Origin of the sequence: Streptomyces sp. NBC_00536, assembly GCF_036346295.1 — a bacterium.
GTDB lineage: Bacteria > Actinomycetota > Actinomycetes > Streptomycetales > Streptomycetaceae > Streptomyces.
Genome location: NZ_CP107819.1, coordinates 3,270,741 through 3,291,992, shown reverse-complemented (window position 1 = coordinate 3,291,992; position 21,252 = coordinate 3,270,741). Strand labels below are relative to the sequence as shown.

At 72.4% G+C, this 21,252-nt stretch carries 16 protein-coding genes; 8 read left to right on the top strand and 8 right to left on the bottom strand.

Annotated elements, in window-relative coordinates; translation table 11 throughout:
• The first annotated feature begins 366 nt into the window (after positions 1-366).
• Both OHS33_RS14250 and OHS33_RS14245 read left to right on the top strand, forming a co-directional pair.
• Positions 367-1,449: an NDP-sugar synthase gene (locus tag OHS33_RS14250; protein ID WP_330330772.1), complete on the top strand. Its 1,083-nt coding sequence runs from the start codon at positions 367-369 to the stop codon at positions 1,447-1,449.
• 65 nt (positions 1,450-1,514) lie between these two features.
• Positions 1,515-2,354 carry a polyprenol monophosphomannose synthase gene (locus OHS33_RS14245; protein WP_443065299.1) on the top strand — a complete coding sequence of 280 codons (840 nt, stop codon included), beginning with the start codon at positions 1,515-1,517 and terminating at the stop codon, positions 2,352-2,354.
• A gap of 73 nt (positions 2,355-2,427) precedes the next feature.
• On the opposite strand, the gene OHS33_RS14240 is transcribed toward OHS33_RS14245, so the two are convergent.
• Entirely contained in the window at positions 2,428-3,801 is a 1,374-nt protein-coding gene (locus OHS33_RS14240; RefSeq protein ID WP_330330771.1) for an LCP family protein, read from the bottom strand.
• 151 nt (positions 3,802-3,952) lie between these two features.
• Here OHS33_RS14240 and OHS33_RS14235 point away from each other — a divergent pair, with 151 nt between their 5' ends.
• From OHS33_RS14235 to OHS33_RS14225, 3 genes are all read left to right on the top strand, one after another.
• Positions 3,953-4,522 (top strand): acyl-CoA thioesterase, encoded by a 570-nt coding sequence (locus tag OHS33_RS14235; protein WP_330330770.1) that lies wholly within the window; start codon positions 3,953-3,955, stop codon positions 4,520-4,522.
• 167 nt (positions 4,523-4,689) lie between these two features.
• Positions 4,690-5,961, top strand: a complete 1,272-nt coding sequence (locus OHS33_RS14230; protein ID WP_330330769.1) for an acyltransferase family protein — start codon at positions 4,690-4,692, stop codon at positions 5,959-5,961.
• On the top strand, positions 5,958-7,469 hold the full coding sequence (locus OHS33_RS14225) for a glycosyltransferase family 39 protein (protein WP_330330768.1): 1,512 nt from the start codon (positions 5,958-5,960) through the stop codon (positions 7,467-7,469). The genes OHS33_RS14230 and OHS33_RS14225 overlap by 4 nt, the downstream gene beginning before the upstream one ends.
• A 35-nt stretch (positions 7,470-7,504) precedes the next feature.
• Here OHS33_RS14225 and OHS33_RS14220 read toward each other — a convergent pair whose 3' ends face one another.
• Complete coding sequence (locus OHS33_RS14220; protein WP_330335045.1) at positions 7,505-8,992, bottom strand: LCP family protein; 1,488 nt, start codon at positions 8,990-8,992, stop codon at positions 7,505-7,507.
• 157 nt (positions 8,993-9,149) lie between these two features.
• On the opposite strand from OHS33_RS14220, the gene OHS33_RS14215 reads away from it, so the two are divergent.
• Entirely contained in the window at positions 9,150-10,178 is a 1,029-nt protein-coding gene (locus tag OHS33_RS14215) for a glycosyltransferase family 2 protein (RefSeq protein WP_330330767.1), read from the top strand.
• Between the two features lie 65 nt (positions 10,179-10,243).
• Here the strand turns inward: OHS33_RS14215 and OHS33_RS14210 are convergent, their stop codons facing one another.
• The 4 genes from OHS33_RS14210 to OHS33_RS14195 form a co-directional block, all read right to left on the bottom strand.
• Complete coding sequence (locus OHS33_RS14210; protein WP_330330766.1) at positions 10,244-11,860, bottom strand: LCP family protein; 1,617 nt, start codon at positions 11,858-11,860, stop codon at positions 10,244-10,246.
• A 93-nt stretch (positions 11,861-11,953) separates the two neighbouring features.
• Entirely contained in the window at positions 11,954-13,732 is a 1,779-nt protein-coding gene (locus tag OHS33_RS14205; RefSeq protein WP_330330765.1) for an LCP family protein, read from the bottom strand.
• A gap of 226 nt (positions 13,733-13,958) precedes the next feature.
• Positions 13,959-15,182, bottom strand: coding sequence for an LCP family protein (locus OHS33_RS14200; RefSeq protein ID WP_330330764.1), 1,224 nt, complete (start codon positions 15,180-15,182; stop codon positions 13,959-13,961).
• Positions 15,183-15,375: 193 nt separating this feature from the next.
• Positions 15,376-16,125, bottom strand: coding sequence for a TIGR03089 family protein (locus OHS33_RS14195; protein ID WP_330330763.1), 750 nt, complete (start codon positions 16,123-16,125; stop codon positions 15,376-15,378).
• 139 nt (positions 16,126-16,264) lie between these two features.
• Here OHS33_RS14195 and OHS33_RS14190 point away from each other — a divergent pair, with 139 nt between their 5' ends.
• Both OHS33_RS14190 and OHS33_RS14185 read left to right on the top strand, forming a co-directional pair.
• Positions 16,265-17,695: a peptidoglycan recognition protein family protein gene (locus OHS33_RS14190; RefSeq protein WP_330330762.1), complete on the top strand. Its 1,431-nt coding sequence runs from the start codon at positions 16,265-16,267 to the stop codon at positions 17,693-17,695.
• Between the two features lie 217 nt (positions 17,696-17,912).
• Complete coding sequence (locus OHS33_RS14185; RefSeq protein ID WP_330330761.1) at positions 17,913-18,926, top strand: DNA-3-methyladenine glycosylase family protein; 1,014 nt, start codon at positions 17,913-17,915, stop codon at positions 18,924-18,926.
• Between the two features lie 8 nt (positions 18,927-18,934).
• On the opposite strand, the gene OHS33_RS14180 is transcribed toward OHS33_RS14185, so the two are convergent.
• Both OHS33_RS14180 and cofD read right to left on the bottom strand, forming a co-directional pair.
• Positions 18,935-20,272, bottom strand: coding sequence for a coenzyme F420-0:L-glutamate ligase (locus tag OHS33_RS14180; RefSeq protein WP_330330760.1), 1,338 nt, complete (start codon positions 20,270-20,272; stop codon positions 18,935-18,937).
• Positions 20,269-21,228 (bottom strand): 2-phospho-L-lactate transferase, encoded by a 960-nt coding sequence (gene cofD / locus OHS33_RS14175; protein WP_330330759.1) that lies wholly within the window; start codon positions 21,226-21,228, stop codon positions 20,269-20,271. Before cofD ends, OHS33_RS14180 begins: the two co-directional genes overlap by 4 nt.
• Positions 21,229-21,252: the final 24 nt, after the last annotated feature.

Genomic DNA, 21,252 nt, shown 5'->3' with positions numbered 1-21,252 from the left:
CACGGCACCACGAAGAGACAGTTGAACTGGCGGGCAGCCCCCGGAACCTCACCGACCCCGCCCGCACAACGCCACCGCCTCCGCGGCGCAGCCGCGCCCCACCCCCGGGCGCCCGAAGCCACCGCCCCCGCGGCGCAGCCGCGCCCCACCCCCGGGCGCCCGAAGCCACCGCCCCCGCGGCGCAGCCGCACCCCCGGTGCCGCTTCGCCGTCCGGTACCGGCTCGCTAACGATCCCGTACGAGGGAACCAAGCGGTCCGGTTGATCGTCATGCCTCGTAACCTTCCATGACCCGTGCTGGGAATCGCGCGTCCCCGGGTGGGCTAAATTTGAACCTTCGTGCGCCCGAACCTGTTGGGGAGAAGAAATGACGGAAGCGATCCTGCTGGTCGGTGGGCAGGGGACGCGACTGCGCCCCGTCACGGTGAACACCCCCAAGCCGATGGTTCCGGCTGCCGGTGTGCCGTTCCTCGCCCACCAGATAGCCAGGGCCGCCGACGCCGGTGTGACGCACATCGTGATGGCCACCTGCTACCTGGCCGAGGTCTTCGAGCCCTACTTCGGTGACGGCTCCGACTTCGGCGTCCACCTGGAGTACGTCGTCGAGGACGAGCCCCTCGGCACCGGTGGCGCCATCCGCAATGCCGCCGAACTGCTGACCGGCGGCGCCGACGAGCCCGTCCTGGTCTTCAACGGCGACATCCTGACCGGCCTGGACATCCGCGGCCTGGTCGATTCCCACCGGGCCGCCGACGCGGACGTCTCCCTGCACCTGGTGCGGGTCGAGGACCCGCGCGCCTTCGGTCTGGTCCCCACCGACGACGAGGGGCGGGTGCTGGCCTTCACCGAGAAGCCGCAGACGCCCGAGGAGATCGTCACCGACCAGATCAACGCCGGCTGCTACGTCTTCCGCCGCTCGGTGATCGATTCCATCCCGGCCGGTCGACCGGTATCCGTCGAGCGCGAGACCTTCCCCGGGCTGCTCGCGGCCGGTGCCAAGCTGCACGGCAAGACCGAGGACACCTACTGGCTGGACCTCGGCAAGCCCGAGTCCTTCGTGCAGGCCTCCGCCGACCTGGTCCGCGGAGTGGTCGATTCCCCGGCCGTTCCCGGCCCGCGCGGTGAGGTCCTGGTCCTCCCCGGCGCACAGGTCGCGGACGGAGCGAAGGTTTCGGGAGGTACCGTTGTGGGTGCCGGTGCCCGGATCGAGTCGGGCGCCGTCGTACTGGGCTCCATCGTGCTGGACGGCGCCACCATCGGTCCGGACACGCACGTGACCGCCAGTCTGATCGGTGCCGGTGCCGCCGTGGGCGCGCGCACGGTGCTGGACGGCGCGGTCATCGGGGACGGCGCGCTGGTGGGCGCCGACAACGAACTTCGCGCCGGGGTGCGGGTGTGGTGTGAGGCAGAGCTGCCTCCCGCCGCCGTGCGCTTCTCCTCGGACCGGTGAACCAGATTGGTGATCCCGGGCCGGGTGCACGCGCGTACCGACCGACTTCAGTGAGGCATAACCCTGTGATAGGCGAGCAGAAGACCCCCCGCGAGACCGCGACCGCATCCGCTTCCGGGACCGCGTCCGCGACCGCATCCACCAAGCTTCCCGACGCGTGGGCGCACACCCCGCTGACCGTCGTCATGCCCACCTACAACGAGGCGGGCAACCTGCCGGGCATGGTGGAGCTGCTGATGGGCCTGGACCTGCCCGGCCTGCGCCTCCTGATCGTCGACGACTCCTCGCCCGACGGCACCGGCCAGATCGCCGAGGACCTCGCCGAGGGCCACCTCGCCGAGGACGGCACCCCCCGCATGTCGGTCCTGCACCGCACCACGAAGGACGGCCTCGGCCGCGCCTACGCCGCGGGCATGGCCAAGGCCGTCGAGGACGGCGCCCGCTACGTCCTCCAGATGGACGCCGACGGCTCGCACCCCTCGGGCAAGATCGCCGAGATGCTGGGCGTGGCCATGTCCACCGGCGCGGGTCTCGTCGTCGGCAGCCGTTACGTTCCCGGCGGCACCCTCTCCGACGCCTGGGGCGCCCACCGCAAGCTGCTCTCGCGCTGGGCCAACGCCTACGCCAGCACCATCCTGGGCACCCGCGTCCGTGACATCACGGGCGGCTTCAACATGTGGAGCGCCGAGGCGCTGCGCGCCATCGACCTGGCGTCGGTCGGCAGTGCGGGCTACAGCTTCCAGGTGGAGATGAAGTTCAAGGCGCTGCGCCGCGACTTCCAGGTCATGGAGGTCCCGATCCACTTCGAGGACCGCACCATCGGCGAGTCCAAGATGAACCTCGCGGTCCAGCTGGAGTCCATCGCCATGCCGTGGAAGCTGCGCGCCCGCGCCGGCAAGCGCTGAGTGCTGGGACGCACCTTTATGAGGGAAGGGCCCGCCGGACGAAGTCCGGCGGGCCCTTCCCTTGTCCGGCCGCCTAGTTGGCCGTCACCGTCACCTTCTGGTCGCTCTGGATCTGCTTGACCAGCTGCTGCACCTTCGTCTTGTCCCAGATGAGGTTTCCGTTGCGCTCACCGGAGATCGGCATGTTCAGCGAGACGCCGTCACCGCTGCTGATGCCCTTCATCGCGAAGAACATCTCGCCCAGGTCCCACAGGCCCATGTCCTTGTCCACGATCAGCGTGTCCAGGCCCGCGCCCAGCGTCGGGTACAGCCGGAACGGGTTCATGATCGTGCCCGGGGTCGCCGCCTGGTGGGCGAGCGTCGACAGGAACTTCTGCTGGTTCTTGGTCCGCGCCAGGTCCGACTCGGCGAAGGCGTAGCGGGTCCGGACGAAGGCCAGCGCCTGCTGGCCGTTGAGGGTCTGCTCGCCCGCCTTGAAGTCGGCGCCGGACTTCTCGTCCTTGAAGCCCTTCTCGATGTTCATGTCCACACCGCCGAGCGCGTCCACGATGTTCGCGAAGCCCGCGAAGCCGATCTCGGCGTAGTGGTCGATGCGCAGGCCCGTGTTGAACTCGACGGTGCGCACCAGCAGCTCCGCGCCGTCGTCGGCGTAGGCGGCGTTGAGCTTCTCGCGCTTGCCCTTGCCCGGGAACTTCTTGCCGGACTGCGAGCCGATGAAGGAGGGGATCTCCACGTCCGAGTCGCGCGGCAGCGAGACCATGGTGTTCCCGCTCGAGCAGGCCGCCAGGATCATCATCGAGTCGGTCCGCTTGCCCTCGGCCGAGCCGGTGTGGAGCTTCTTCTTCTCCTCGTCGGACATGCCCTCGCGGCTGTCGGAGCCGACGATGAGGTACGTCGTGCAGTCGCCCTCCTTGGGGCGCTCGATGACCTTGGAGAGGTCGACCTCGCGGCGCACCTTGGAGTCGGCCCAGAAGTAGGTGCCGACGGTGGTCACGACCAGCGCCGAGACCAGCACGATCGAACCGATCTTGATCCGCTTGCGCCAGTCCGGGGCGGCTCCCGGGGCGCCGCCCGGCCGTCCCTGTCCGCCGGGGCCGCCGGGGCCGCCGGGGCCACCCGGGCCGCCGGGGCCCGCGGGGCCGCCCGGTCCGCCCGGGCGGCCGGGGGACCCGTAGACCTGCCCGGTGTTGTAACCGCTGTCGTAGCCGCTGTCGCGCGACTGCTGCTGGGGCGGTACGCCGTAACCGGGCGGGGCCTGCGCGGGGCGGCCCTGCGGCGGGACGGGAGGCCGCCCGGACGGCCGTACGGGCGGCTGGTCCGGGCGGGGCGGCTGCCGGCGCTGGACGTGGGGCATCCGCTGGGCGTCCTCGGGACGCGCCTGGGCGCCGCCGCGTCCGTACCGGTCGTCGCGGTTCTCGTTCCGCCGCCCATCAGGCCAGTCATTCATGGGACAAGGATGCCTGGCGCGCGGGGGTGCGGGACAGCGCGGGCGGAGCTTCGTACCGGTGCTGTTGCACAGCTGATGCATCCGCGACAATCCGTGACGGCGTTCGCGACGGCCTGCGCGGCCGCCTCCGCGACCGCCTTAAGGTGGCGGTATGACAGACACACCGGACGTGCAGGGCGTGCAGGGCGAACAGGGCGCGCAGACGCCCGGCAAGCCGGTCTCGGCCTCACGGACCACCCTCAGCCACATCATGACGGCCAATGACACCAATCTCCTCGGCACGGTGCACGGCGGTGTGATCATGAAGCTGGTGGACGACGCGGCCGGCGCCGTCGCCGGGCGCCACTGCGGCGGTCCCGCCGTCACCGCCTCCATGGACGAGATGGCCTTCCTCGCGCCGGTCCGCGTCGGCGACCTCGTGCACGTGAAGGCCCAGTGCAACTGGACCGGCCGCTCCTCCATGGAGATCGGCGTACGGGTCCTGGCCGAGCGGTGGAACGAGTCCACCCCCGCCACCCAGGTCGGCAGCGCCTACCTCGTCTTCACCGCCGTGGACGCCGACGGCAAGCCGCGCACCGTGCCGCCCGTGACCCCGGAGACCGACCAGGACCGGCGCCGCTACCAGGAGGCCGAGATCCGCCGCACCCACCGCCTCGCCCGCCGCCGGGCGATCATGGCGCTGCGCGAGGAGCGCGCGGCCCAGGGCTTCGACGACGCGTGACGTGACGCGGCCCGGCGTGTGAGGTGTCGATCACTCGGGGCCCCTGGCCGTCCCGTCCCGCCGGTGGCCGCACGTAGACTGATGAGCTGACGTTCGGCCCGCCCCGGTTCACCGGGGCGCGCCCGGGCGTCGGCCCGTGCCCGGCTCAGCTGCGGAGAAGCTCCTCTATGTCGACGGTCGTACCGCCCTCCCCGGCTCCCGGGGCCCACGTGTCCGCCGCTCCGCAGCCCCACCCGGAACCAGCCCCGGCGGCCCCCGCCCGGCGGCCCCGGCTGCGCGCGCTCGACGGGCTGCGCCTCATCGCCGCGCTCATGGTGGTCGCGTTCCACTGGACCGGCGTCAACCGCTACCCGGAGATCTGGGGCGGCACCCCGCAGAAGCTGATGCCGGACCTGCACCGCTTCACGGCGTACGGGTTCCTCGGCGTCGAGCTGTTCTTCATGATCAGCGGCTTCGTCATCTGCATGTCCTGCTGGGGCCGCACCCCGCGCCAGTACTTCACCTCCCGGGTGGTGCGCCTCTTCCCGGCCTACTGGGTCGCGATCATCCTCTCGGCCCTCGTGGTGAACTACGCGGCCACCGCCCGCCCCAGCCGCCACCACCTCAGCAAGTCCGACATCTTCACCAACTTCACGATGCTCCAGCAGCCGCTCGGGGTCTCCGAAGTGGACCCGGTCTACTGGACGCTCTGGGTGGAACTCCGCTTCTACCTGGTCTTCGCGGTCGTCGTGGCCCTCGGCCTGACCTACCGCCGGGTGCTCGCCTTCTGCGGGATCTGGATGGTCCTCGCCGTGGTCGCGGGCCAGTCGGACATGGCCCTGCTGAAGATGTTCGCGATGCCGGAGTACGCCCCGTACTTCATCGCGGGTGTGGCCATGTTCCTGATCTACCGCTTCGGCGTGAACTGGCTGCTGCTGGGCGTGGTCGGGTTCTCCTGGCTGGTGGCCCAGCACATGCTGCTGGGGACGAAGGGCAGCTACGAGTACGGCGTCATGCACAAGCTGAGCTGGAACGTCATGGCGGGCTTCTCCCTGCTGGCGTTCGGGATCGTGCTCGCCATCGCGCTGGGCGCCTTCGACCGGATCCAGTGGAAGTGGCTCACCGTCGCGGGAGCCCTCACCTACCCCGTCTACCTGCTGCACCAGGAGATCGGCTTCGCCCTGATCACCTGGGGCCGGCAGAACGGCATCGGCGTCTACCCGATGCTCGCCGCCGCGCTCGCCGCGATCCTGCTGCTGGCCTGGACCGTCCACCGCTACGCGGAGCGGCCGCTGTCGGCCCTGGTCAAGCGGATGCTGGACAGCCCGCGCCTCTCGCTGCCCAAGTCGGACCCGCCCGTACGCCGCCACACCACGGAACGGGCCCCGGCACAGGCCGTCCCGGCCGGCAGTGCCCCCGCAGAACGTGCCCACGCCCACGCGGAAGGCCCCGGCCGATGAGCCGTACGAGCAGCACCGCGCCGCCCCTGGCCCCCGCCCCCGCGTCCCGCGCCTCCGGCGCCGCCCCGCGCGCCGGGCGCCGCTCCGCCCCCGACTGGCTCTGGGCGGCCCTGCTCACCCTCGCCGTCGGGCTCGTCGGCAGCGGCACCCCGCAGATGTGGCGCGACGAGATCGCGAGCTGGACCGCCGCCACCCGCGGCACCGGCGACCTCATCGACATGCTGGGCAACGTGGACGCCGTATCCGGCGCCTACTACCTGGTCCTGCACGGCTGGACCTCGCTCTTCGGGGACTCCCTGGTCTCCCTGCGCTTCCCGTCGGCGCTCGCCATGGCCGGGGCCGCGGCCTTCGTCGTGCTCACGGCCCGCCGGCTCTTCGACCGCCGCACCGCGGTGTTCGCCGGGCTGCTCTTCGCCCTGATCCCGGTCGTCAGCCGCTACGCCCAGGAAGCCCGCTCGTACGCCTTCGTCGTCCTCGCGGTCGCCGCGGCGACCTGGCTGCTGCTGCGGGCGCTGGAGCGGCCGGGCGTGCGGCGCTGGCTGCCGTACTCCGTCGCGGTCTGCGCGGCCGGGCTGTTCCACATCGTCTCGCTGCTCATCCTGCTGCCGCACGCCGTGATCGTGCTGCTGCGCGCCCGCCGCGCGCGCCGGTGGCGGCTCGCCGCCGGGTACGCGCTGGCCGTGGTCGTGGCCCTGCTGCCCGTCGTGCCGCTGGTGCTGCTCGGGCAGCGCCAGGTCGGCCGCCAGATCAGCTGGCTGACCACCCCGCACCTGCGCACCATCGCCGAGGTGTGGGACAGCCTCTTCGGCTCCCCGCTGGTCGCGGCGGGCGTGCTGGCCGCCGCCGCGCTGCCGCTCGCCTGGAGCCGCGGGCGGCGCCCGGTCATGGAGATCGCCCTGGTCGGCGCCCTGCCCATCGCCGGCTGCTGGATCGTCTCCCAGGGCAGCACCGCCTACTTCTTCGACCGCTACCTCGCCTTCACCGTGCCCGCCTGGGTGGTGCTCGCCGCGGCCGGTCTGGCCGCGCTGAAGCCGCGGGTGGCGGGCGTGGCCGGGCTGGTGCTGATCATCGGTCTCGGGGCCACCGACCAGCTCCAGCTGCGCGCGAAGCTGTCCAAGGAGAAGGGCGTCGTCGGCGCCTCCGTCGCCGAGGTCATCACCAAGGGCTACCGGCCCGGCGACGGCTTCGTACCGGTCCGCGGCCACGACAGCGTCTACATGGTCGACTATCAGGTCGAGTACAACCTGCCCGACCGGGTCAAGCTGCGCGACGTGTTCGCCGCGAAGTCGGCCGTCGCCAACGACGACCTGTTCCCGGTGGCGTGCAAGCAGCCCGCCGCGTGCCTCGGCGACACCCGCCGGATCTGGGTGGTCACCTGGAGCGGCACCCAGGACCCGTACCACAAGCTCCCCGCGGCGGAGGCCGCCGCGCTGCGCGCGCACTACAAGGTCGTGCAGAGCACCAAGGTGCGCGGGCTCCAGGTGACGCTGGTCGAGCGCGCCCGCTGAGCCGCGCCCGTCCCCGGTCAGGTGGTGTGCGGGGCTCAGCTCCCGCACACCACCTGGTCGCCGGTGACCACGCCGAATTCGCCCTGGTAGGGGTCCTCGGCGCGGACCGGGACGACCTTCTTGTAGTCCGCGCCCGCCGTGACGATCAGGGTCCGGCCCTGGCCGGGCACCGCCCGCAGTTCGATGCCGGGCAGCGCCGTGGCCACCGTCCGCGCCGAGCGGTCCCAGCGCGGGTCGTACGTCACCAGCGTGCGCTTGATCTCCCGGCTGGCCGCGAGCCCGGGGGTGCGGGTGGTGTCGAAGCCGGTGGCCCGCAGCGCCTCGTCGACGCGGCCGCCCATGCCGTCGATCCGGGTGCCGTTCTCCACCTGGATCCGGATCTGCTGGGGTGCCACGTCCACCGGCACGGCGGGCTGCGGCGCCGCCCGCCCCGGCTTGGGCGCCGGGCGGGCCGGGGCCAGCGGCCGGTCGTCGCGCAGCGCCGCGAACACCTTGGCGGCCTTCGCCTCGTCCCACTTCACGGTGTCGCCGAGGCCCTTCACCGGGAACGAGGCGTCACCGACCGGTACGGACGCGAACTCCGAGGACGACGGGGTGAAGCCCCGCATCGCCTGCCCCAGCGCCAGCATCTGCTCGGACCCGAAGCCCCGGTCGGCCCGCACCGAGCCCAGCAGCGTCGAGCTGACCTGCTTGAACTTCACCGGGTTCAGCAGCATCCCACCGCTGGTGGACTGCTTGATCAGGGCCGCGATGAACCGCTGCTGGCGCTGCATCCGGCCCAGGTCCGAGGCCCCGTCCACATGGCGCGAGCGTACGTACTGCAGGGCCTGGCCGCCGGTGAGGCGGTGGGTGCCGGGCTGCAGGTCGAGGCCCGTGTAGGAGTCCTGCATGGGCTTGGCGGTGCAGATCTCCACCCCGCCCATCGCGTCGACCGTCTTCATGAAGCTGGTGAAGTCGACCTCCAGGTAGTGGTCGATCTTCACCCGGGTCATGTTCTCCACGGTGCGCACGGTCAGGTTCGGGCCGCCCTCCGCGTAGGCGGCGTTCAGCTTCACCGGGTGCGCGCGGTGGGTCTTGCCGGTCGCGGGGTCGGTGTGCTCGGGGATCTCGGCGTAGCTGTCGCGGGGCAGGCTGACCACGCTGGCCCGTTCCCGGTCGGCCGAGATGTGCACCAGCATGATCGTGTCGGTGCAGTGGCAGGGCGCCCCGCCGAGCCGGAAGTCGCGCTTCTGGTCCGGGGTGATCTTGTCCCGGCCGTCGGTGCCGACGAGCAGGAAGTTCACGCCGTGGCCCGCCTGGGGCCGGTTCTTCATGTCCTTGAAGGGGTCGACCCGCTCGATCCCGGTGTCCAGCCCGGTCATCACCGCGTGGCCGATCGCCCCGGAGCCCAGCACCACCACCGACACGGTCGCCGCCAGCCGTACGCCCCAGCGCGGCCGGTGCGCGCGCTTGGCCGGGCCGCCGGCCGCCGGCCGGGGCCGCTGCGGTGGCGTGGGACGGGGGGAGCGCTGCGGGTGGGGCACGGGGGACACGGGGGACACCTCCGCGGCGGTAACAGGGGCAGATTCGTCAGAACAGTAGGCCCATACGATCAGCGACTGACCGTACCGATCGTCCGGCGCGCACCCGGTTCCCCCGTACGCGGTAACGTGACACCGATACCCGACCTTGAAGGACCACATGCCCACCCAGCAGCCCGCAGTCTCGGTGATCATGCCGGTGCTCAACGAGGAGCGCCACCTGCGCGACTCCGTCCGGCACATCCTGGGGCAGGACTACGCCGGCGAGATGGAGGTGGTGATCGCGCTCGGCCCGTCCACGGACCGGACCGACGAGATCGCCGCCCAGCTCGTCAGCGAAGACCCGCGCGTCCACACCGTCCCGAACCCCACCGGCCGCACCCCGGCCGCCCTCAATGCCGCCATCAAGGCCTCACGTCACCCGATCGTGGTACGGGTCGACGGGCACGGCATGCTTTCCCCGAACTACATCGCCACCGCCGTCCGGCTCCTGGAGGAGACCGGCGCGATGAACGTCGGCGGCATCATGCACGCCGAGGGCGAGAACGCCTGGGAAGACGCCGTCGCCGCCGCGATGACCTCGAAGATCGGCGTCGGCAACGCCGCCTTCCACACCGGCGGCGAGGCGGGCCCCGCCGACACCGTCTACCTCGGTGTCTTCCGCCGCGAGGCGCTGGAGCGCGCGGGCGGCTACAACGTGGAGTTCATCCGCGCCCAGGACTGGGAGCTGAACTTCCGCATCCGCGAGGCCGGCGGGCTCATCTGGTTCTCGCCCGAGCTGAAGGTCCAGTACCGCCCGCGTCCCTCCGTACGGGCGCTGGCCAAGCAGTACAAGGACTACGGGCGCTGGCGCCACGTCGTGGCCCGCTACCACGCGGGTTCGATCAACCTGCGCTACCTCGCCCCGCCGACCGCGCTCGTCGCGATCGCGGCGGGCGCGGTGGCGGGCGTGACCCTCACCCCCTGGGCCTTCGCGGTCCCGGCGGGCTACCTGGCCGCGATCACCGCGGGCTCGGTCCCGGCGGGCAAGGGCCTGTCGCTCAAGGCCCGCGCGCAGATCCCCGTCGCCCTGGCCACGATGCACATGTCCTGGGGCTTCGGCTTCCTGACGAGCCCGCGCTCGCTGGCGAACAGGGTCATCGCGAGCCGCCGCCCGTCGATGCGCGAGGACGCCCCGGCGGCCCCGTAGGACGAACGACGCACACGGAAGGGGCCCGGCGGATGCGATCCGCCGGGCCCCTTCCGTGTGCGTGGCTACCAGGTGAAGCCGGGCTGGATGGCCATGCACTCCTTGTCGTCGTCGCCGTTGAACGGGCGCGCCGAGTCCGGGGCCTTGTTCAGGGCCGGGGGAGCGGCCGTCGGGGTGTCGCCCGTGCGCCAGTCCTTGCCCACGAACAGGGTGATCCCGTTGACGTCCGTCGAGCGCTGCACGGAGCCCGCGGGCAGCCCGAGCGCGGTGGCCACGGCCTGCGCGTCGGCGGCCTGGTCCTGGCCCGCGTAGCGGATCACCGTGGTGTCCTCGCCCGCGACCTGGTTGTCGGCCTTCGCCTGCGTGAAGCCCTTCGCCGTGAGCAGCGCGGTGACCTCGGTCGAACGGCCCTTGACCTTGTTCTCCTCGGCATCCTTGCCGCCGCTCGCGTTGCGGACCAGGACCGGAATCTTGCCGGGCGGGTCGGCCGGGGCGGCGGCGGGCTGCGAGGGAGCGGGCGCCGCGGCGGACTTGGCGGGCTCCGGCTTGCCCTTGCCGTCGAGCGGTACGTCGTCGCGGACCATCTTGAAGAGTTCCTCGGCCTCGACCGGCTTCGGCTCGACCCGGCCCTCCTCGCGGGTGCTGTACACCCACGGCATGGTGGTCATGGTGATCCGGCCCGTGGGGACCTTCTTCAGTTCCATGCTGAGGTCGAACAGCCTGTCGATCTTGTTCAGGCTGGGGTCCACGACCATGGCGTGAATGGCCGCCTGCGCCAGGCTGTTGAGCTTCACCGGGTTGGTGAGCTTGGCGTTCTTGCGGAACTCGCGGGCCATGGAGTTCATGTACATGTGCTGGGCGTGCGTACGGCCGATGTCGGTGCCGTCCTCGAAGCCGTAGCGGGTGCGCAGCCACTGCAGGGCCTGTTCGCCCTGGATGACGTTCTGGCCCTTGGGCAGCTTCAGGCCCGAGCCGTGGCCCTCACTGTTGCGCGAGTACACGTTCTGCTGGACGCAGACCGGGACGCCGCCGATGGCGTCCGCCATCTTCACGACGCCCTTGAAGTCGATCAGCATGAAGTGGTCGATCGGGATGCCGGTCAGCTCCTGCCAGGCCGCGACCGTACAGCCCGGGCCGCCGCGGCTGAGCGACTCGTTGGTCTGCACGAGCCGCGTGCTGGCCTGGTAGACCTTGCCGTCCGTGTCGGTGCACTTCGGCATCTTGATCAGGGTGTCGCGCGGCATCGAGACGACCGACATGTTGGTGCGGTCCGCGGACAGGTGCAGCAGCATCTGCACGTCGGCCAGCGGCGGGCCGTCGAAGGTTTCCTTGGCCCCGCCGAGGGCCTGGTTCTCTTTGTCGTTGCGCGCGTCGGAGCCGATGAGCAGGATGTTCAGCGGGGTCTGCCCGAAGGCGTTGGGCTTGGACTTGCCGAGTCTGCTGTCGCCGAGGTTCAGCGCGTCCGTCTTGATGCTGCCGTTCATGTAGCGGTAGTACAGATATCCGGCGCCGGCCGTCCCGAGTATGAGGAAGGCGAGCACCGAGGACACCCAGCGCAGCACGCGTCTGCGTCCCCGCCGCGGCGGACCCGACGGGCCGCCCGCCCCCGGGCCACCGCTGCCGGATATGCCGCTGGTGGCCCCGGAAGGCGCAGCCTCCCCGCGCACGTTGCTGTGCGTCACACGTACCCCCCTCAAGATCCTGATTCGTCAGGCATTGTGCCGGTCGTTCCTGTGGCGGTCCCTCACCGGGACCGGTTACTGCGCTTACTTCGCTTACTTCGCGCAGACCGACTTGTCGGCCTCGACCCGCTGGACTCCCTCGGGCGCCTGCTGCGGCGCCGTGAGCGAGATCCCCGCGCCCTTGAAGTCCGCGCCGAGCGTGAGCTTCATCGGGGTCTTCGGCGGTGCGTCCGCCGTACCGGGCTTCAGGGCCGCGGCGGACAGGCCCATCATGTCGGCGAGCGCCCGGGCCTGGTCGGCCTGGTTGGGCGCGTACTCCAGCGTGGTGTGGTCGAGCTTCGCGGGCGCGTTGCCCAGGTTGCTCGACCTCTCCACCCCCTTGGAATTCTGCAGCCACGCCAGGGTGGTGGAGGCGGAGCCCTGCGGCCCGCCGCCGTTGGTCACACTCACCCGGACGTCGGCGGCCGGTGCGCGGTTGCCCTGGAGCAGCGCGTCCTGCTTGCTCTTGGCCGCCGCGGCGGCGGCCTTCTCCTTCTGCTCCACGGCGGTCAGCGAGACGTCCCCGCGGATCATCTGGAGCAGCGGATCGGCCTGCGCGGGATTGACCACCACGGTCGCCTTGACCCGCTCGGCCGGATTGTCGAGCACCGGCAGCGTGGTGAAGGTGATGTTCTTGGGGTTGATCCCCTTCAACTCCCCGGCGAGCCCGGTGAGCTGGGAGATCGAGCCCATGCCCTTGTCGACGCTCAGTGCCTTGGTGGCCGCCTCCGCGAGCGCGAACAGCTTCTTGGGGCTGCTCAGCGTCTCCTTCGACTTCATCTCGCGGATCATCGAACTCAGGAACTGCTGCTGGGTCTTGATCCGGTCCAGGTCGCTCTCGTTGCCGAAGGAGTGCCGGGTACGGACGAAGGCGAGCGCCTGCTCCCCGTCGAGCCGGTGCTCACCGGCCGTCAGGTCCAGCTTCGAGTCACGGTCCTTGACGGCCTTGTCCAGGCAGACGGGCACCCCGCCGACGGCCGTGCTCAGCGTCTTGACGGCATTGAAGTCCGCCATCAGGAAGTGGTCGACGGGGATCCCGGTCAGCTCCTGCACCGTGCGCATGGTGCAGCCCGGGTCGCGGCCCTCCTGGCCGAGGCTCGTGTTGAAGCGGACCCCGCGCTCGGCGGGGACGTTCTTCGTCGAACCGTCGGGCTGTTTGGTGGGGCAGACCGGGATGTTGGTGATCAGGTCGCGCGGGATGGACAGCGCCGTCGCGTTCGTCCGGTCCTTGGAGACGTGGAAGAGGAAGGTGGTGTCCGCGTGACCGGGGCTGTCCGAGTCGCCGTAGCCCTGGTTGCCGTCGCCGGTCCGCTTGTCCGTGCCGATGATCAGGATGTTGATCGGCTGGTCCTTCTGGAAGCCGTTGCGGCCCGCACCGAGGGTGTCGGTGGTCTTGATGTTGCCGTTCAGGTGGTCGTAGTAGAGCCAGCCCGCCAGCGAGCCGCCCACCAGGACGAAGGCCAGCGAGCCGCCCACGATGACCAGCCCCTTGCGGCGGCCGCCACCGCCGCCGCCCGCGGTCTTGCGCCCGCCGCGGCGTCCGCCGCCCGCCCCTTCGCCGCGCCGCGGTTTCGGGACCGCCGGGGAGGGGGCCGTGGTGGGCGCGGGGACCGTGGCGGACCGGCCGGACCGGGCGGACCGGGCGGAGCGGGCGGTCCGGGAGGCGGTGCGCGGGGAGGCGAAGGGGACGCGGGCTCTGCGGGGGGAGGTCACGGACGGCTGCTGCGCAGCGGAGCGGTCCAGTCGCAGCTCGTAGTTGCCCGTACGGGGGTCGATGACCCACTGGTCTGCGGGGTCGACTTCTTCTGCTCGCCCACGGCTGTGCGCATCCACGGTTGCTGTAGTCCTCCGTCGGGTGCCTCGCGACGCGCCTCCCCCCAGGCGCCCGGTCAACGATCCGGCTGCTGGTGCGCGGTCTTGGTCTCCGGCCCGCGCACCGGATCGCTCACCTTATCCGGCCAGTTCGCTGTCAAACCATGCTGGTGACAAATTCCACTCCCCCTATAACGGGGCAAGCGCCCCATCCCGCTCGGTTCGGGCACCGGCTTTTGGGATTGCTTTACCGGCAGGTGGCGGTGCCCGCCGTGGTGCCCGTGAAGGCGGGGACCGGTGAGGCGGACGCGGTGGTTCCCGTGCCCTCCGTCGGAGATCCACTGCCCGCCCCCGTGCCCTCGGGGGTGCCCGTGCCCGCGACCTGTTCCCGCTGATCAACGGGCGCCGGGGGCACCACCGTCACGGGCTCGTCCATCCGCAATTGCCGGAAGAGCCGCTCCGCGTCCGGCTCCGCCAGTTCGTCCCGGTTCGGGTCGGCGGCGTACGGCCTGCGCGGTACGGTCAGGAAGTTGATCCGGTCGGTCGGTATGTCCCGGATTCCGCGCACCAGTTCGTACAGCCCGCGCAGCGAGGCCAGCCCCGCGTCGGTGGTCACCGAGGACGTCGCCGCGTCCAGCAGCGGGTAGAGCCGGGCCGGGTTCAGCAACACCCCGTTGCTCTGCACCTTCTTCACCAGCGAGCCCAGGAACTCCTGCTGGCGGTCCATCCGTTCCGTGTCGCTGCCGTCGCCCAGGCTGTGCCGCGCCCGGACGAAGCCGAGCGCCTGCTCGCCCTGGAGGGTCTGCCGCCCGGCGGGCAGCTTCAGCCTGGCCTCGGTGTCGTCGACCGGCGCCTTCAGGCAGACCTCGACCCCGCCGACCGCGTCGACCACCTTCTTGAACCCGCCGAAGTCCACCACCACGTAGTGATCGACCCGGATGCCGGTCAGCGTCTCGACGGTACGGACGGTGCAGCCCGCCCCGCCCCACTCGAAGGCCCAGTTGAACTGGGCGAGCTGCTCGGTGGTGCGGCTCCCGTCCGGCTTCAGACAGCTCGGTACGGTCGTCATCAGGTCCCGCGGCAACGACACCGCGGTCGCGCTCAGCCGGTCCGCGGGCAGGTGCAGCAGGATCGCCGTGTCCGAGCGCTGGGTACCGGCGTCCTGCCCGTACCCCGCGTTCTCCTTGCCGGAGCGCGAGTCCGAGCCGATCAGCAGGACGTTCTGCGCCCCGTCCACGACGTGCACCGGCCGCTCGCGGTCGTAGCGGCGCAGCTCCGCGGCCGCGGAGGTGTCCTCCTTGATGTTGCCTTCGAGCTTGCGGTAGACCCACCAGCCGGTGGCGGCCCCCGCGAGGACCAGGAGGACCAGCCCGAGGCCGATCCAGCGCAGCAGCCGGCGCCGCCGGCGCGGGGGCGGCGTACCGCCCGTGCCCGCACCGGTGTGCCCGGGTATGCCTGCGCCGTCGGTCACGTGCGTGTCCGTCCTCACCGCTGGGCGACAGGCCCCGTACGGGTGAGTACGCGGCCTGGGAGGTGTCTACGCCGATCCTGCCCCCGGGTCGCCGGAGCGGCCCGGGGGCAGGGGGCCGTACTAGGCCGTGTGGGTGACAAATCGCGCGTTCCCGCAGTTGGGCGGTGTGGGTGACACCGCGCTCAAACCACGATTACGCGGTGTGGGTGACGCGCTCGCTCTCGGTCCGCTGCGCCAGCGCGCCCTCGGACAGCTGGTCCAGATGGCGGCAGAGCACCACCGACCCGCCCGCGGCCAGCGGCGCGAACAGCCCCGCCGACAGCCCCTCCCAGGTGTCGAAGCCCTGCGCCGACAGCAGCCGGGACCCCTCGGCCAGCCCGCGCTCCGCCGCGTCCGCGCGGGCCAGGTCCACCAGCTCCGCGTACGACAGCGCGCGGCCCCCGACGCTCAGCGCGGGCCCCGCCGGATCGACGGGCACGAACGGGGCGAACCGGTCGCCCTGCCCCGGCACCTCCACGGCGTAGTCCGCGAACCCGGCCGGGGCCTGCGGGAAGCGGCCGCCCAGCGGCCGCAGCGCCAGCGCCACCCGCTCGCCGGAACAGGCCCGCGCCTCCTCCAGCGTGTCCGGCCCGCTCACCACCAGGTCCGCGTCCGCCGGATCCCCGCCCACCTCGACGCTCACGCCGACCGAGGCGCAGGCGAGCAGCCACACGGCGCTCTGCCAGTGCGCGGGCAGCAGCAGCGCGAGCCGGTCACCGGGCTCGGCGCCGAGGTCGCCCTGGAGCAGATTGGCGGTCTTGGCCACCCAATTGGCGAAGGTCGCGACGGACAATTCGACGCGCTCGCCCGTCGCGTCGTCGTAGAAGGTGACGAGGGGGCGGCCCGGGTCGGCGGCGAGCGCGGATCGCAGCAGGTCGGCAGGGGTGCGGTCAGTGGTGTTCACCCGGCTCAGGCTACGCGGGGCGCTCCCCCGTACGGCGGCCATACCCCTCCCCCGTACGGAGGAGACGGCGGGCCGATCACCCGACGATCCGTCAGTTCTCGGATGGCGGCCCACCGGAAGCACGTTCAGCATCCATTGCATGCGTGGATTCCTTGCTTCCTCGATCGGCGTCGCGACCGCGGCCGCACTGTCCCTCCCGCTCGCCCTCGCCCTCCCAGCGGCGGCCGCGGCCCAGGCCGTGACGGCTGCGGCCCCCGTGGCCCCGGCCGCCCCGGCCGGGTCCACCCAGTCGCTGCCCCTCGTCCCGCTCAAGGCCGCGGCCGACCGGGACACCGGCGTACCCGGCATGAGCGCCTCCCCCCGCCTCCCCGAGACCAAGGGCCTGCCCGCGCGTGACGTGGGGACCTTCTCCCTGGTCGGCGTCGTCTGGGACGACGCCGCCAGCCGGCTGTCCGGCCGCGTCCAGGTCCGTACCCGCTCCGCCACCACCGGCACCTGGTCCGACTGGCAGGACATCGAGACCCACAACAGCGAACACGCCGCCGACCCCGGCACCGCCGAACGCGCCGCGGGCCGGGTCCGGGGCAGCAGCGCGCCCCTCTGGGTCGGCGCGTCCGACGGGGTCGAGGTCCGCGCCGCTTCGGCGGCGGAGAAGCTCCCGTCCGGGATGCGGATCGAACTGGTCGACCCCGGTGGCGCACCGCCCCACACGCTCCCGGCGACGGACGCCAAGAACGGCACGGAGCGCGCGGAGCCGTCCGGCGACGACAAGGGGGAGGGGACGGTCGGCGCCCCGGGCCTCCCCGGCCTCCCCGACATGACCATGGAGATGGCCGAGTCCTCGGCGGCCAACGTCCCGCTCGCACCGCTCGGCGCCACCGAGATCACGGCGCTCAACAAGGCCGACTCCACCGCCGACGCGATCCTCGCGAGCGAGGGCACGCTCAGCCCGGCGGCCCGGCCCTACATCGGGCCGCGCCCCGCCATCGTCACCCGGCGCGGCTGGGGCGCCGACGAGAACCTGCGCGAACCGGGGTTCGTGTACACGAACACGGTCAAGGCGGCCTTCGTCCACCACACCGCTTCCGGCAACAACTACTCCTGCAAGGAGGCCCCGGCGGTGCTGCGCAGCCTCTACCGCTACCACGTGGTGAGCAGCGGCTGGCGCGACATCGGCTACAACTTCGCCGTCGACAAGTGCGGCACGGTGTACGAGGGCCGGGCGGGCGGGGTCGCCAAGCCGGTGATGGGCGCGCACACGATGGGCTTCAACACGGACAGCATGGGCATCGCCGTGATCGGCACCTTCACGGACGCGCAGCCGCCCGCTGCCGCGGTGAAGGCGGTGGCGCGGCTGACGGCCTGGAAGCTGGGCCTGTTCGGAGCGAACCCGCTGTCGAAGACGACGCTGACGTCGGGCGGCGGCAACCTCTACCCGAAGGGGCGCAACGTCCGGATGAACGTGATCTCCGGTCACCGGGACGGCTTCGCGACGGAATGCCCCGGCCGCCTCCTCTACGGCAAACTCCCCACCACCCGCACCACCTCAGCCCACCTCCAGGGCCGCTGACCCCCGTCCCGGAGGGCCCTCAATCGCCGGGCGGGCTGGATGTGCACCCGTCGGTCCCGAGCGCGCGGCGCCCGGTCGCCTCCGGCGGGCCCTCAAACGCCGGGTGGCTGGATGTGGCCATCTCAGCCTCGCCGGCGTTTGAGGCGCGGGTCCGGGCGGAGCCCGGTTTCGGGAAGGGGCGGGGAGGGGACGGCCCCGCAGGGCTACGCTCAAGGGCATGGCCGGCCGCTTCGATCCCCTCACCCGCACCACGATCCGCGGCGGCCGCACGGACATCCCGAACGTCGCCGCCGCACCCCCGGGCGCCCCCGGGGTCGGCCGGGAGCGGGCGTGGACCCCCGAAGCCCCCGTAGCGCTCGGCCTCACCCTCGGCCCCCTCCGCCGCGGCCCCGGCGACCCGACCTTCCGGACGACCCCCGACGGCGCGGTCTGGCTCGGGGTGCGGACCCCCGCCGGCCCCGCCACCCTCCGGGTCACCCTGGCCGACCGCACGGTCACCGGCACCGCCTGGGGACCCGGCACGGAGTGGGCCCTGGAAAACCTCCCGGCGCTGCTGGGCGCCGACGACGACCCCACCGCCTTCACCCCCCGGCACCGCCTCGTGCACGCGAGCCACCGCCGCCGCCCCGGCCTGCGGCTGACCCGGACCGGGCTGGTCCTGCAGTCGCTGATCCCCACGGTCCTGGAGCAGAAGGTCACCACCGACGAGGCGTACCGCGCCTGGCGCCGCCTGGTGCGCCAGTACGGCGAGCGGGCCCCGGGCCCACACCCGGACCTGTACGTGATGCCCGATCCCCGCACCTGGGCGATGATCCCGTCCTGGGACTGGCACAAGGCGGGCGTGGACGCGAAGCGCTCGGCGACGATCGTCCGGGCGGCCCGGGTCGCGCCCCGCATGGAGGAGGCCGCCGCGATGGACCTCCCGGCGGCCGTGGCGCGGCTGGAGGCGGTCCCCGGCATCGGCCCGTGGACCTCCGCCGAGACCCTCCAGCGCAGCAACGGCGCGGCCGACGCCGTCACCACCGGTGACCTGCACCTGCCGGGCACCATCGGTTACGCCCTCACCGGCGACCGTGACGCCGACGACGCCGTGATGCTGGACCTGCTGGCCCCGTACGCCGACCAGGGCACGGGCCAGCGCCACCGCGCGGCCCGGCTGATCCTGCTCGCGGGCCGCACCCCGCCCCGCCGCGCCCCGCGCATGCCCCGCGGCGACATCGGCAGGCTTTGAAATGAAAGTCAGCGCACCTCGATGAAGTCCGCCGCGTCCCGCCCGGCCCGCTCGCGCGGCGCCCCCGCGGCGTGACCGACCGCCACCGCCCCCATCGGGTCCCAGTCGTCGGGCAGCGCCAGCACCTTGCGCACGACGTCCCGGCAGAACATCGTCGAGGACACCCACGCCGACCCGAGCCGTTCCCCGGCCAGCGCGACCAGGAAGTTCTGGACGCCCGCGCCCATCGCGACCACGAACATCTCCCGCTCGGCCGCGTCCCGCCGCGCGTGCCCGTAGTCGTGCGCCCCGTCCGTCACCAGACAGGGCACGACCAGGTACGGGGCCGCGCGCAGCACGTCCCCGCGCCGGACCCGCTTCGCGATCGACTCCGCGGACTTCCCGTCCCGCCGCAGGTCCGCGATCCACGCGTCCCGCATCGCGTCCAGCAGCTCCAGCCGCGCCGCGGCCGATTCCAGCAGCACGAACCGCCACGGCGTCGTGTGGTGCGGCGCGGGCGCGGTGACGGCCGCCGCGACGGCCCGGCGTACGGCGCCGGGGTCGACGGGGTCGGCGGTGAACTCCCGTACCGTCCGGCGGCCGTGCACGGCTTCCCGTACCGCCTCGGAGGTGCCCAGCCGGAACATGTCGTCGGCGGGGGAGCGGACCAGTTCGCGCGCCGAGCCGCCCTCGGCGACCAGGTGGCCGAGCCCGCGCACGACGGCCACCGGCAGCCCGGCCGCCTTGCCCTTGACCAGGTCTCCGGCCGCGGCCAGTTCGTCGGCGGTGGCCACGATCGTCGCGCCGAGCGGGTTGCCGTGGGCGTCGGTGCCGCCGCGCAGGTCGTCCAGGACGCGTACCCCGGCGGCGCCGATCGCGACGTCCGTCAGCCCGGTGCGCCAGGGTCGCCCGAAGGTGTCGGTGACGATGACGCCGACGTCCACGGACAGGGCCGTCCGCAGCCCCTCGCGGATCGCGCGCGCCGAGGCGTCCGGGTCGACCGGCAGCAGCAGGACCGTGCCCGGGGCCGTGTTGGAGGCGTCGACCCCGGCGGCGGCCATGACCAGGCCCTGCCGGTTCTCGACGATGCGCAGCGGACCTCGGCGCGCGACCACCCGTACCGTCTCGGCGTCTATGGCCTCCTCGCGGGAGTCCGCGGCGAGGATCCGGCCCTCCGCCTTGGAGACGATCTTCGAGGTGACGAGCAGGACGTCCCCGTCGCGCAGGTCCGGCGCGGCGCCCGCGATCAGCCCCGCCAGGTCGTCACCGGGCCGGACCTCCGGGAGTCCGGCCACCGCCCGTACCTCGTACGAGGGGAGGTCCGCAGGGACGTACGACGGGAGGTCAGCAGGGACGTACGAGCTCACCGGGAGGCCTCGGCCAGGTCCAGCGCGGCCCGGGCCATCGCGGTGGTGGCGGCGAGGTCGGTCATCATCAGCGGCACCGCGCGGCAGGTGATCCCGGCGGCCTCGACCTCGGCGGTCGCGTCCGCGTCCGAGGTGTCGACGAGCCAGCCGTCCAGCAGTCCGGTGCCGTAGTGCAGGGCGACCGCGGCGGCCGTGGACTCGACGCCGACGGCGGCCAGCACCTTGTCCGCCATGCCGCGCACGGGAGCGCCCCCGACGATGGGGGAGAGGCCGACCACGGGCGCCCCGGCGGCGGCCACGGCCTCGCGGATCCCGGGGACGGCGAGGATGGTGCCGATGGAGACGACGGGGTTGGACGGCGGGAAGACGATCACGTCGGCGGCCGCGATGGCCTCCAGGACGCCGGGCGCGGGCTTGGCCTGTTCGGCCCCCACGGGTACGACGGCCTCCGCGTCCACCGAGGCCCGCAGCCGGACCCAGTACTCCTGGAAGTGGATGACCTTCCGCTCGCCGGTGGCCGCGTCGGTGACCGCGACGTGGGTCTCGACCCGGTCGTCGGACATCGGCAGCAGCCGCACCCCGGGCTGCCAGCGGTCGCACAGCGCCTCGGTGACGGCGCTCAGCGGGTAGCCCGCGGCGAGCATCTGGGTCCGCACGATGTGGGTCGCGAAGTCGCGGTCGCCGAGGCCGAACCAGTCCGGTCCGACCCCATAGGCCGCGAGTTCCTCCTTGACCTTGAAGGATTCGTCGGTGCGGCCCCAGCCCTGGTCCTCGTTGATGCCACCGCCGAGGGTGTACATCACCGTGTCCAAGTCGGGGCACACCTTGAGCCCGAACAGGTGAATGTCGTCACCGGTGTTGCCGATGACCGTGATGTCCGCGTCGGGCTCGGCCGACTTGAGTCCCCGGAGGAAACGGGCGCCGCCGATGCCGCCGGCCAGTACAACAATGCGCATGCAGACAGTCTGTCAGCCGCAGGC